A 12,598-nucleotide genomic window follows, 5' to 3' on the forward strand; every position below is an offset into this window, starting at 1 on the left:
CCCGCAATGCATATTGACGGCCATTCACATCAACGGCCGATCAGGCATCAGGCTAGTAGTTCGACGCCGCCGCCTCGTTCGGAATGCCGTCGATCGGGCACTCGTCGGTCCCCGGCGTCGAGCGCGTCATCGCTTCGACCATGTCGCGCGTGCCTTCGGGATCGGCGATCCAGTTCTTGTAGAAATCATACGGGCAGGCCGCGACGCCGCGCGGGTTGTCGCCGGAATTGATCATGCCGGTGTAGCCGCGGTGGACCAGCTTGTAGAGATGGTTCTGCGACTGGCCGTTGCGGCGCGCATCGCGGATCAGATGCTTCGACAGCTGGGCATACTGGATGCCGTAGTCCTCTTCGCCGCATTCGCCGAGCGTGCGGCCATCGAAGCCGATGATCGCGGAGTGACCGAAGTAGGAATAGACGCCGTCGAAGCCGGCCGCGTTGGCGACCGCGACATAGACATTGTTGGCCCATGCCATCGCCTTGGAGATCATGACCTGCTGCTCCTTGGCCGGATACATGTAGCCCTGGCAGCGCACGATCAGCTCTGCGCCCTTCATGGCGCAGTCGCGCCAGATCTCCGGATAATTGCCGTCGTCGCAGATGATCAGGCTGACCTTCAGGCCCTTCGGTCCGTCCGAGACATAGGTGCAATTGCCGGGATACCAGCCCTCGATCGGCACCCAGGGCATGATCTTGCGATATTTCTGCACGATCTCGCCCTTGTCGTTCATCAGGATCAAGGTGTTGTAGGGCGCCTTATGCGGGTGCTCCTCGTGGCGCTCGCCGGTGAGCGAGAACACGCCCCACACTTTCGCCTTGCGGCAAGCCTCCGCGAAGATCGCGGTTTCCTCGCCCGGCACCACGGACGCCGTCTCGTACATCTCCTTGGAGTCGTACATGATCCCTTGCGTGGAATATTCCGGGAAGATCACGAGGTCCATGCCGGGCAGGCCGACCTTCATGCCCACGATCATGTCGGCGATCTTGCGGGCGTTGTCGAGTACCTCGGCCTTCGTGTGCAGGCGGGGCATCTTGTAGTTGACGACCGCGACGCCGACCGTGTCGTTGCTGCTGGAGATGTCACCGTGAAGCATGTCGAGCGCTCCTGTACTCTATTTTGTTTGATGATGGCGTGTGGCGTCAGTGGCTGATCATCCAGGGACGCGCCGTTGGAAAACCCTTGGCGCCGCTCCTGGACTTGGTCATCAGCCGCGCGGGCTTCTTCCTGTCGGACGCGCCCTTGTCCTTGACGGTCTTGCCCGACGAACAGCAGCCGCAGCCGGGGCCGTGCGAGGCCTTGTATTGTGCGAGCGTCTGCGGCGCGTGCGAGCTGCGCTCGTTGACGGCGTGCGCCTTGCGCTTGTCCGCCGGCATGCAGAAGAAATTCGGAGCGGTCAGGATCACGCGCGGCGCCAGCGTCTCGCAATGCGGACAGCTTTGCGGATCGTCGCATTCCGCCATCGGGCGCATATCCCTAAAGGGACCGCAGTCGTCACAGAGATATTCATAGACCGGCATCGCATCACCCCTAATGCACGTTCAACAACAGCTCACTGCTACCCGCTCACGCGGAGAGAGCCCCTCTCCCCGTGAGAACGGGGAGAGGGAGCGCGGCGTCATTTGTCCGGCGAGATCGGCATCTGGATATCGCCCGTGATGTGCTTGATCGGCCCTGCCGCTGAGGGCATCACGTCGAAGTCGAAGATCTCCGTCGGCAGCCACAGCGTGGCGCAGGCATTGGGCACGTCGACCACGCCGGAGATGTGGCCCTGGCACGGCGCGGTGCCGAGAATGGAATAGGCCTGGGCGCCGGAATAGCCGAACTTCTTCAGGTACTCGATGGCGTTGAGGCAGGCCTGGCGATAGGCGATGTGGACGTCGAGATAATGCTGCTTGCCGGCCTCATCCACCGAGATGCCTTCGAAGATCAGATAGTCCTTGTAGTTCGGCGTGATCGGCGACGGCTTGAAGATCGGATTCTTGATGCCGTATTTCGCCATGCCGTCCTTGATCACCTCGACCTTCAGATGCAGCCAGCCCGCCATCTCGATGGCGCCGCAGAAGGTGATCTCGCCGTCACCCTGGCTGAAATGCAGATCGCCCATCGAGAGACCGGCCCCCGGCACGTAGACCGGGAAGTAGATCTTGGAGCCGCGGGAGAGATCCTTGATGTCGCAATTGCCGCCATGCTCGCGTGGCGGCACGGTGCGGGCGCCCTCCGCTCCGATCTTGGCTTTCACATCGCCCTTGGCGCGGCCGCCATGGGCGGTCGGCGCGAACGGCGGATTGGCAAGGCCGGGCACGCGGGTCGGATTGGTCGAGATCAGCTCGGCCTCGCGCTTATTCCAGGTGTCCAGCATCTTCGGATCGGGCAGACAGCCGATCAGCCCGGGATGGATCAGGCCGGCGAAGTTCACGCCGGGCACGTGCCGCGACGAGGTGTAGAGACCCGTGATGTCCCAGATCGACTTCTGCGCCAGCGGGAAATGGTCAGTGAGGAAGCCGCCGCCGTTCTGCTTGGAGAAGAAGCCGTTGAAGCCCCACAGACTCTCCTTGAGCGGACCGACGTCGAGCAGGTCGACCACGAGGAGGTCGCCGGGCTCGGCGCCCTTGACCCCGATCGGGCCGGACAGGAAGTGCACGATCGACAAGTCGATGTCGCGCACGTCGTCGGCCGAATCGTTGTTCTTGATGAAGCCGCCGGTCCAGTCATAGGTCTCGATGATGAAGTCATCGCCGGGATTGACCCAGGCCACGATCGGGATGTCGGGGTGCCAGCGGTTGTGCACCATGTCATTTTCATAAGCCGACTTGGTGAGATCGACCTTGATCAGTGTCTCTGGCATCGAGAGGCTCCCCTTTACTACGGTTGGTTAGACGGACAGATATTTCGAGACCTGCGCGGCATCGACGTCGTCGCGCGGATCGTCCCGCACGATCTCGCCGTTCTCGATCACCAGCACGCGGTCGGCGATGTCGAGCGCGAAGCTCAGGACCTGCTCGGACACGACGATCGAAAGTCCCTTTTCGTCGCGAATGCGCTTCAAGGTGCGCGCCATGTCCTTGATGATCGACGGCTGGATGCCTTCGGTCGGCTCGTCCAACAGCAGGACCTTCGGCTTGGTGGCGAGTGCGCGAGCGATGGCGAGCTGCTGTTGTTGTCCGCCGGAGAGATTGCCGCCACGGCGGCCCTTCATCTCCAGCAGCACCGGGAACAATTCGTAGATGTCTTCGGGCACCTCCGACCCGCCGGAGACCACGAGCCCGGTCTCGATGTTCTCCTTCACCGTCATGGTGGAGAAGATCATGCGGCCTTGCGGCACATAGGCGAGCCCCTTGGCCACGCGCTCAAAGCTCTTGAGGCCGCCGAGCTCTGCGCCGTCCATGGTTACCGAGCCGCTCTTCGCGGGCAGGATGCCCATCAGCGACTTCATCAGCGTGGTCTTGCCCATGCCGTTGCGGCCCATGATCGCCACGATCTCGTTGGGCGCGACCTTGACGTTGAGCCCGTGCAGCACCTCGCTCTGACCGTAGGCGACGTGGAGATCGGAGATTGCCAGCATGATGCGCTCCTAGGCTCGGTATACCTTCCTTCTCCCCTTGTGGGAGAAGGTGGCGCGGGCGAAGCCCGCGACGGATGAGGGGTCTGCATCTGCGAATGCGAATGGCAGTTTGCCTCGCGGAGAGATACCCCTCACCCGGATCGCTTGCGCGATCCGACCTCTCCCACAAGGGGAGAGGTGCACCGGCGTTGCCGCTACAGGCTCGCTTGACGACATCATTTGCTAGTGCCCCAGATAGACTTCGACGACCTTAGGATCGTTCTTCACCTTCTCCATCGTCCCCTCGGAGAGGATCTGGCCCTGGTGCAGCACGGTGACCTTGTGCGCGATGTCTTCCACGAACTTCATGTCGTGCTCGATCACGAGCACCGAACGGTTCTTGATGATGCGGTTGAGCAATTCGGCGGTCTTGGCGCGCTCGGACACGCTCATGCCGGCAACGGGCTCATCCAGCATCAGGAGGTCGGGGTCCTGGATCAGCAGCATGCCGATCTCGAGCCATTGCTTCTGGCCATGGCTGAGCTCGTCGGCATAGGTGTGGAGCTTGTCCTTGAGGAAGATCATCTCGGCGACCTCGGCTACCCGCTCCTTGACGAGCTGATCGCGCTGGAAGGTCAGCGAGCCGAACACGCTGCGGCCGCGGGGAAACGAGATCTCGAGGTTCTCGAACACGGTGAGGTCCTCGAACACCGAGGGCGTCTGGAATTTGCGCCCGACGCCGGTCTGCACGATCTCGTTCTCCTTCATCTTCGTGAGCTCCTTGCCACGAAACTGAATCGAGCCCGAGGTGGCCTTGGTCTTGCCGCAGATCAGGTCGAGCACCGTGGTCTTGCCGGCGCCGTTGGGGCCGATGATGACGCGGATTTCGTTCTCCTCGACGTAGAAGGAGAGATCGTTGACCGCCTTGAACCCGTCGAACGAGACAGTCAGTCCGGAGACCGCGAGCAGGAATTCCTTTGGTTGATGACCGATGAGCATGATGGCTTCCTCACTCTGCCGGGGCGCCGTCGGCGACCGAATTGTCGTTCCAGCCCGGCTTCGGCTTGCGCGAGGCGAACAGCCGATCGATGCGCGGCTGCACGTAATCGGCCCAGAGCCCGGACAGGCCGTTCGGGAAAGCGAGCACGACTGCGATGAACAGTGCGCCGAGACCGAACAGCCAGAGCTGCGGGAAAGATTCCGACAGGCTGGTCTTGGCGAAGTTGACCAGGATCGCCCCCCAGACCGCGCCGAAGATCGACATTCGTCCGCCGACGGCGGTGTAGATCACCATCTCGATCGACGGCACGATGCCGACGAAGGAGGGCGACATGAAACCGACATTGAGCGCGAACATGGCGCCGCCGATGGCAGCGAAGACCGCGGCCATGCAGAAGGCGAAGATCTTGAAATTGGCGACGCTGTAGCCGGAGAAGCGGACGCGATCCTCCTGCTCGCGCATCGCCACCAGGATGCGGCCGAGCTTGGTCAGGCGGATGAACTGCGCGATGCCGATGCAGGCGAACAGCAGCACCACCTCGACGAAGTACAGGATGACCTTGGCGTGGTCGGGCCGGATGTCCCAACCCTTGAGCGTGCGCAGATCGGTCATGCCGTTGATCCCGCCGGTATAGCCCTGTTGGCCGACGATCAGGATGGTGAGGATGGCGGCGACGGCCTGGGTGATGATGGCGAAATAGGTGCCGCCGACCCGGCGCTTGAACATCGCGGTGCCGATGATCAGGGCGAAGAGGCCGGGCACCAGGATGATGGCGAGGATGGTGAAGGTGAGGCTGTGAAACGGCTGCCAGAACAGCGGCAGCGACGTGATCTGATTCCAGTCCATGAAATCAGGAATGCCCGGCGTCGACTGAATCTTGGTGTTCTCGACGCTGGAGGCCTCGAGCTTAAGGAACATCGCCATGCAATAGCCGCCGAGGCCGAAGAACACGCCCTGCCCCAGGCTCAGGATGCCGCCATAGCCCCAGCACAGCACGAGGCCGAGCGCGACAAAGGCGTAGGTCAGATATTTCGCGACCAGGTTGAGGCGGAATACATCCAGCGTCAGCGGCAGGATCACGAACAGCACGGCCGCCAGGGCAATGAAGCCCATGAGCTCGGATCGATTGAAGAAGCGTGAGTTGATCATGACTTGCCTGCCTCTCGTTATTTACGGACCTTGAGGGCGAAGAGACCCTGCGGCCGCAGCATCAGGATGCCGACGACGGCGAGCAGCGTGAGCACCTTGGCCATCGAGCCCGACATGAAGAATTCGAGCGTCGATTGCGTCTGCGAGATCGAGAAGGCGGAGGCGATGGTGCCGAGCAGGCTGGCGGCGCCGCCGAACACGACGACGAGGAAGGTGTCGACGATGTAGAGCTGGCCCGACGTCGGCCCGGTCGAGCCGATCATGGTAAAGGCGCTGCCGGCGACACCGGCGATGCCGCAACCAAGGCCGAACGTGTAGCGATCCACCTTCTCGGTGTTGATGCCGACCGCGCCGGCCATGATGCGGTTCTGCACGACCGCGCGCACCTGGCGGCCCCAGCGCGACATGTAGAGAACATAGGCGACGGAAATGGTGATCAGCACGGTGAGACACATCACGAAGACGCCGTTGATCGGCACCTCGATGCTGTCGGTGACGTGCAGCGAGCCCAGCATCCATTGCGGCAGCTCGACGCCGACCTCGCGCGCGCCGAACACCGAGCGATAGGCCTGCTGCAGCATCAGGCTGAGGCCCCAGGTCGCGAGCAGCGTATCGAGCGGGCGCTTGTAGAGGTGCCGTATCAGCCCCCATTCCACCAGCATGCCCAGCGCGCCGGATGCGAGGAAGGCCAATATCATTGCAAGGAAGAAGTAGCCGCTGAACAGGCTCGGCAAATAGGCCTGGAAGAAATTGGAGGTCATCCAAGTGACGTAGGCCCCGAGGATCATGAACTCGCCATGGGCCATGTTGATGACGCCCATCTGGCCGAAGATGATGGCGAGGCCGAGTGCCATCAGGACATAGACGGAGAACAGGATCAGTCCGGCAAACCCCTGCATGACGAAGATCGAGCCGAGGTCGCCAATCGAATAGTCGCCGAACATCCATGTCCTCCGTCGGTAAAGGGTCCCGCGTCGCGAGCAGGTTCGCGACGCGGGGGCTTGAGGCATGGACTTGCGATCCACGCCAGGGAGCGGTTTTGCCTTGAGGGAAAGTGCGACGGGCGCCGCGACTTACTGGTAAGGCTTCTTACTGGTAGCCCTTGGGGAACGGATCCGGCTCGACGAGATCGGCGGTCTCGTAGATCAGCTCGAACTGGCCATCGAGCTTGGCGCGGCCGACGCGGGTCTTCGACCAAAGATGATGATTCTCGTGGATGCGCACATACCCTTCCGGCGCGCCCTTGAACTCGACACCCGTAGAGGCCGTGGCGATCTTGTCGACGTCGAAGGACCCGGCCTTCTCGACCGTCAGCTTCCACAGCCACGGGCCGAGATAGGCAGCCTGGGTGACGTCTCCGATCACGGTCTTCTCGCCCCACATCTTCTTGAAGGCCGAGACGAAGGCCTTGTTGTTGGCGTTGTCGAGCGACTGGAAGTATTTCATGCAGGCATAGGCGCCTGCGATGTTCTCGCCGCCGATGCCGTCGATCTCGTCCTCGGTCACCGAGATCGTGAGCAGCGCCTGCTTGGAGAGATCGATGCCGGCAGCCTTGAGCTGCTTGTAGAATGCGACGTTGGAGCCGCCGACGACGTCGGTGAAGATCACGTCCGGCTTGGTCAGCTTGATCTTGTTGATGACCGAATTGAACTGGGTGCTGCCGAGCGCGTAGTACTCCTCGCCGACGACCTTGCCCTTCAGCACGTTCTCGACGTGCTTGCGCGCGATCTTGTTCGAGGTGCGCGGCCAGATGTAGTCGGAGCCGATGAAGAAGAACGACTTGGCGCCCTTCTCCTTGGCGATCCAGTTCAGGCCGGCGAGGATCTGCTGGGTCGCTTCCTGGCCGGTGTAGATCACGTTCTTGGATTGCTCGAGGCCTTCGTAGAAGGTCGGGTAGTAGAGCATGCCGTTATACTGCTCGACCACCGGCAGCACCGCCTTGCGCGAGGCCGAGGTCCAGCAGCCCATGATAGCCGCGACCTTGTCGTTGACGAGCAGCTTCTTCGCCTTCTCGGCGAAGGTCGGCCAGTCCGATGCGCCGTCCTCCTGGATGAACTTGATCTTGCGGCCGAGCACGCCGCCGGCCGCGTTGATCTGCTCGATCGCGAGCTTTTCGGCCTGGATCGAGCCGGTTTCGGAGATCGCCATTGTGCCGGTCGCCGAATGCAGGATGCCGACCGTGACCTCGGTGTCGGTGACCGCCAGGCCCGTGGTGTTGACCGCCGAGGTTGCAGGCGCCTGCGCAAACGATGCCTTCGGCAGCATCGTGATGGCAGGAACGGCCGCCATTCCCATCAACAGTTTACGCCGGATCGGCGACAACAAGCCCTTGTTTGCTTCGTCTGACATGAGCACCCCACTTTTGTTCGAGACACGCGTTGGTGCCGTGAGGATGGCTCGAATTTGTGCAGCTCAAGCATACGCAAGATCGCGTATACTGCACCGCAAAATGCCGACGTAGGCTTTTGGTACGGAATTTGCGAGGGGCTCCGGGTCCGTATCGGGAGTGGGGTAGAGCGTGGCAGGGCGGCAGCGAATAGACCGCGTCAGGCGCCAGTACAACCAATGGGTGGCCAACCAGACCCTGGAAGACTACGCGCTGCGCTTCACGGCGAAGAGCGCGCGCCGCTGGTCCGCCGCCCGCGTCGCCAACACCGCGCTCGGCGCGATCTCCTTTCTGGCGCTGGAAGCGATCGGCGGCACCATCACGCTCAATTACGGCGTCACCAACGCCTGTGCCGCGATCCTCGCCGTCTCCATCATCATCTTCTTCTGCGGCGTGCCGATTGCCTATTACGCAGCCAAATGCGGTATCGACATCGACCTGCTCACACGCGGCGCCGGGTTCGGCTACATCGGCTCAACCGTCACCTCGCTGATCTACGCCTCTTTCACCTTCATCTTCTTCGCCATCGAAGCGGTGATCCTGGCCACCGCGCTCGAAATGTGCTTCGGCATTCCCCGCCCGATCGGTTACCTCATCAGCGCGGTGGCGATCATCCCGCTCGTCACCTACGGCATCACCCTGATCAGCCGCTTCCAGCTTTGGACGCAGCCGATCTGGGTCGTCCTGCATATCCTGCCCTTTGCCGCGATCGCCTGGGCCAATCCCTACTCATTCGGGGAATGGCGCAAATTCGCCGGCGAGCACGGGGACGTGAACGGGCATTTCGACCTTTTGCTGTTCGGCGTCGCCTCGTCCGTGGTGTTTTCGCTGGTGGCGCAGATCGGCGAGCAGGTCGACTTCCTCCGATTCCTGCCGCGCGACTGCCGCACGTCGCGAACCTCGTGGTGGATCGCCCTGCTGATCGCAGGGCCGGGCTGGATCATCTTCGGCGCGCTGAAATTGCTGCTGGGCTCGTTTCTCGCCTTCTTTGCCCTGAGCCACGGCCTCTCCGGCGAGCTGGCGGCCGAGCCTGCGCACATGTATCTCGAAGCGTTTCGATATGTGCTATCGCAGCCGGACATGGCGCTGGCGCTCACCGGGGCGTTCGTGATCCTGTCGCAGATCAAGATCAACGTCACCAATGCCTATGCGGGCTCGATTGCCTGGTCGAATTTCTTCTCGCGATTGACGCACAGCCATCCCGGCCGCGTGGTGTGGCTGGTGTTCAACGTGCTGGTGGCGCTGCTGCTGATGGAGATCGGCGTCTACAAGGCGCTGGAGCAGACGCTGGCGCTCTACTCCAACGTCGCGATCGCCTGGGTTGGCGCGCTCGTGGCCGACCTCGTCGTCAACAAGCCGCTCGGCCTGCGTCCACCGCAGATGGAGTTCAAGCGCGCCCATCTCTATGACATCAACCCGGTCGGCGTCGGCGCCATGACGATCGCGACCATCGTGTCGATCGCGGCGTTCTACGGCCTGTTCGGCCCGACCGCGAAGGCGCTGGCGGCCTTCGTCGCGCTCACCGTCGCCTTCGTCACTGCACCCGTCATCGCTTGGCTCACCGGCGGAAAGTATTACATCGCGCGCAAGCCCAAGAAGAGCTGGGCCAATATCGAGGCGATCCAGTGCTGCATCTGCGAGCACAGCTTCGAGCCGGAAGACACCACGTCCTGCCCGGCCTATGCCGGCCCGATCTGCTCGCTGTGCTGCTCGCTCGATGCCCGCTGCCACGATCTCTGCAAGCCGCATGCGCGCGCCCAGGTGCAGTTCTCCGAGGCGCTCGGCCGGATTTTGCCACAGCCAATCTACCAGCGGATCAACTCGCAGTTCGGCCATTACGTCGGCGTGTTCGTGATCTCCGCGGGTCTCGTCGCGCTGGTGCTCGGGCTGATCTATCTCCAGACCTCGGCGAGCGTCCATGGCGAGAACATTCTCGTCTCCGACGTGCTCTGGAAGGTGTTCTTCTCGCTCAGCATCATCATCGGCGTGGTGGCCTGGCTGTTCGTGCTGGCGCAGCAGAGCCGCCGCGCCGCGGAAGACGAAACCAAACGGCAGACGACGCTGCTGATCCAGGAAATCGACGCGCATAAGCGCACCGACGCCGAGCTCCAGCGCGCCAAGGAAGTGGCCGAATCCGCCAACCTCGCGAAGAGCCGCTACGTCGTCGGCCTGAGCCACGAGCTGCGCTCGCCGCTGAACGCCATCAGCGGTTATGCTCAGCTGCTGGAGCAGGATTCGACGTTGGCCACCAAGCCGCGCGACCAGGTCCGCGTCGTCCGCCGCAGCGCCGATCACCTCTCCGGCCTGATCGACGGCATATTGGACATCTCCAAGATCGAGGCGGGACGGCTGTATTTGTCGCGCGACGAGGTGCGCCTCAGCGAGTTTCTCGATCAGCTCGTCGGCATGTTTCGCCTCCAGGCGGCTGCCAAGGGCATCGACTTCGTGTTCAGACGGCCAGCCTCGCTGCCGGTCGTGGTTTACGCCGACGAGAAGCGGCTACGACAGGTGCTCATCAACCTGCTCTCCAACGCGATCAAGTTCACTCAGGCCGGCAGCGTGCAGTTCGTGGTGCATTATCGCAGCCCCGTCGCCGAATTCGAGGTGATCGACACCGGTCCGGGCATCCAGAGCGATGATCTCGAGCGCATCTTCGCGCCATTCGAGCGCGGCGCGCTCGGCGTTTCGCAACCGCAGACTGGGACAGGGCTGGGCCTTACCATCAGCCGGCTGCTCGCCGGCGTCATGGGCGGCGACATCAAGGTCATGAGCACGGTCGGCGCCGGCTCCACGTTCAAGGTCAAGATCCTTCTGTCGGAGGTCACCAATCCCCAGCGCATCGCGCCGGTGGAGGCACCGGTCTCGGGCTATCATGGTGCGCGCAAGACCATTCTCATCACGGACGACGATCCCGTTCATCGCGACCTCCTGCGCGAAGTGTTGGCGCCGCTCGGATTCATCCTGCTCAGCGCCCCCGATGGGCCCGGGTGCCTCGCGCTGGCGCAGCATTGCCGGCCCGACCTGTTCCTGCTCGACATCTCGATGCCGGCCATGGATGGCTGGGCCGTGGCGGAAGCCTTGCGTGCGAGCGGCCATCACGCAGCGCGTATCCTGATGGTGTCGGCGAGTGCGCTGGAGGCACATGGCACGCCTCTGGCCCAACCGTTCCATGACGGTTATCTGATGAAGCCGATCGACATTCCACGGCTGCTGGAGACGATCCGCCAGCTCCTCAAGATCGAATGGCAATACGGCGCGAACGAGATCGTCGTGCCATTCTGGCGGCCGGAGAGCGGATCGAAGCCGCCGGTGCGGCATATCGAGGCGCTGATCGGCCTCGGCCAGATCGGCTATGTCCGGGGCATCCAGCTGAAGCTCGACGAGATCGGCAGCGAGCACCCCGAACATGCCGATTTCGTCGCGCAGATGCGTCTGCTGGTCGATCGCTTCGATCTCGATCAGTACATGGCCACATTGAAGACGTTGCATGCGCATGAGCATTGAGCCCAAGAAGCGCGACGTCGCGCTCGTCGTCGACGACTCTCCCGAAACGCTGCGGCTGCTCACCCATGCGCTGGACGGCGCCGGGATGACGGTGATGATCGCGCTCGACGGCGCCGCCGCGATGCGCATCGTCGACCAGATCACGCCCGACATCGTGCTGCTCGATGCCGTGATGCCCGGCATCGACGGCTTCGAGACCTGCCGCCGGCTCAAGCGCGATGCGGGCCTTGCCAATGTGCCCGTGATCTTCATGACGGGTCTTGCCGAGACCGAGCATATCGTTCGCGGGCTGGAGGCGGGCGGCGTCGATTACGTGACGAAGCCGATCGTGATCGAGGAGATGCTGGCGCGCATCCGCGTCCATCTCGGCAATGCCCGCCTCACCCAGAGCGCGCGTGCCGCGCTCGACGTCTCCGGCCGCTTCCTGTTTGCGGTCAACCGGCAGGGCAATTTGCTCTGGGCGACGCCGCAAGCGCAAAGGCTGCTGGCGGATCACCACGGCCCGCAGGCCGACGACTTCGTCCTGCCGCCATCGCTGCTGCAATGGCTGGATCAGGCCAGAACCAAGGGCAGCTCGAAGTCTCAGGCTGCTTCACTGCCGGACAATCCGCAGCTCCGCTTCTATTACATGGGTGAAACCGCACCGAACGAATTCCTGCTCCGGCTGTCCAAGGAGGCCGGCACTGCGCCACCGCCCGAATTCACCAGCGAGCTCGGCCTCACCACCCGGGAAGGCGAGGTGCTGGCCTGGCTCAGCAAAGGCAAGACCAACCGCGACATCGCGCAGATCCTGGGATTGAGCCCGCGCACGGTCGACAAGCACCTGGAGCAGATCTACGCCAAGCTCGGTGTGGAGAATCGCACCGCGGCGGCGGCGATCGCCGCGAATGCGACGCGAAGGAATTCTTAGCACTGCTGCGAATGAGTTGAGACGCGGCCAATCCAGCAAACAGTGTCGTCCCGGACAAGCGCAGCGCAGCGGAGCGCCGATCCGGGACCCATAGCCGCAGGGAGACGT

10 protein-coding genes are annotated in these 12,598 nt (G+C 62.9%); 2 read left to right on the forward strand and 8 right to left on the reverse strand.

Going from position 1 to position 12,598, the window contains the following annotated elements; translation table 11 throughout:
• Positions 1 to 52: 52 nt before the first annotated feature.
• The 8 genes from SE91_RS34175 to urtA form a co-directional block, all read right to left on the reverse strand.
• Positions 53 to 1,093 carry an aliphatic amidase gene (locus SE91_RS34175; protein ID WP_061850761.1) on the reverse strand — a complete coding sequence of 347 codons (1,041 nt, stop codon included), beginning with the start codon at positions 1,091 to 1,093 and terminating at the stop codon, positions 53 to 55.
• Positions 1,094 to 1,139: 46 nt separating this feature from the next.
• Positions 1,140 to 1,517: an FmdB family zinc ribbon protein gene (locus tag SE91_RS34180; RefSeq protein WP_061850762.1), complete on the reverse strand. Its 378-nt coding sequence runs from the start codon at positions 1,515 to 1,517 to the stop codon at positions 1,140 to 1,142.
• Between the two features lie 98 nt (positions 1,518 to 1,615).
• A complete protein-coding gene (gene fmdA, locus SE91_RS34185) occupies positions 1,616 to 2,845 on the reverse strand; it encodes a formamidase (protein ID WP_061850763.1) in 1,230 nt (409 codons plus the stop codon).
• Between the two features lie 27 nt (positions 2,846 to 2,872).
• Positions 2,873 to 3,562: an urea ABC transporter ATP-binding subunit UrtE gene (gene urtE, locus SE91_RS34190; protein WP_061850764.1), complete on the reverse strand. Its 690-nt coding sequence runs from the start codon at positions 3,560 to 3,562 to the stop codon at positions 2,873 to 2,875.
• Positions 3,563 to 3,784: 222 nt separating this feature from the next.
• Positions 3,785 to 4,540: an urea ABC transporter ATP-binding protein UrtD gene (gene urtD / locus SE91_RS34195; protein WP_008540626.1), complete on the reverse strand. Its 756-nt coding sequence runs from the start codon at positions 4,538 to 4,540 to the stop codon at positions 3,785 to 3,787.
• Positions 4,541 to 4,550: 10 nt separating this feature from the next.
• Positions 4,551 to 5,690 carry an urea ABC transporter permease subunit UrtC gene (gene urtC / locus SE91_RS34200; protein ID WP_008540625.1) on the reverse strand — a complete coding sequence of 380 codons (1,140 nt, stop codon included), beginning with the start codon at positions 5,688 to 5,690 and terminating at the stop codon, positions 4,551 to 4,553.
• A 17-nt stretch (positions 5,691 to 5,707) separates the two neighbouring features.
• The gene (urtB, locus tag SE91_RS34205) at positions 5,708 to 6,634 is read right to left on the reverse strand and encodes an urea ABC transporter permease subunit UrtB (protein ID WP_008540623.1); all 927 of its coding nucleotides are present in this window, start codon (positions 6,632 to 6,634) and stop codon (positions 5,708 to 5,710) included.
• A 145-nt stretch (positions 6,635 to 6,779) separates the two neighbouring features.
• On the reverse strand, positions 6,780 to 8,039 hold the full coding sequence (urtA, locus tag SE91_RS34210) for an urea ABC transporter substrate-binding protein (RefSeq protein WP_061850765.1): 1,260 nt from the start codon (positions 8,037 to 8,039) through the stop codon (positions 6,780 to 6,782).
• A gap of 169 nt (positions 8,040 to 8,208) precedes the next feature.
• Here urtA and SE91_RS34215 point away from each other — a divergent pair, with 169 nt between their 5' ends.
• Together SE91_RS34215 and SE91_RS34220 are read left to right on the forward strand one after the other, a co-directional pair.
• A complete protein-coding gene (locus SE91_RS34215) occupies positions 8,209 to 11,580 on the forward strand; it encodes a hybrid sensor histidine kinase/response regulator (RefSeq protein WP_061850766.1) in 3,372 nt (1,123 codons plus the stop codon).
• Positions 11,564 to 12,490 (forward strand): response regulator, encoded by a 927-nt coding sequence (locus tag SE91_RS34220; protein ID WP_061851465.1) that lies wholly within the window; start codon positions 11,564 to 11,566, stop codon positions 12,488 to 12,490. Before SE91_RS34215 ends, SE91_RS34220 begins: the two co-directional genes overlap by 17 nt.
• Positions 12,491 to 12,598 lie beyond the last annotated feature (108 nt).

Source organism: Bradyrhizobium sp. DOA1, assembly GCF_001593325.1.
Lineage (GTDB): Bacteria > Pseudomonadota > Alphaproteobacteria > Rhizobiales > Xanthobacteraceae > Bradyrhizobium.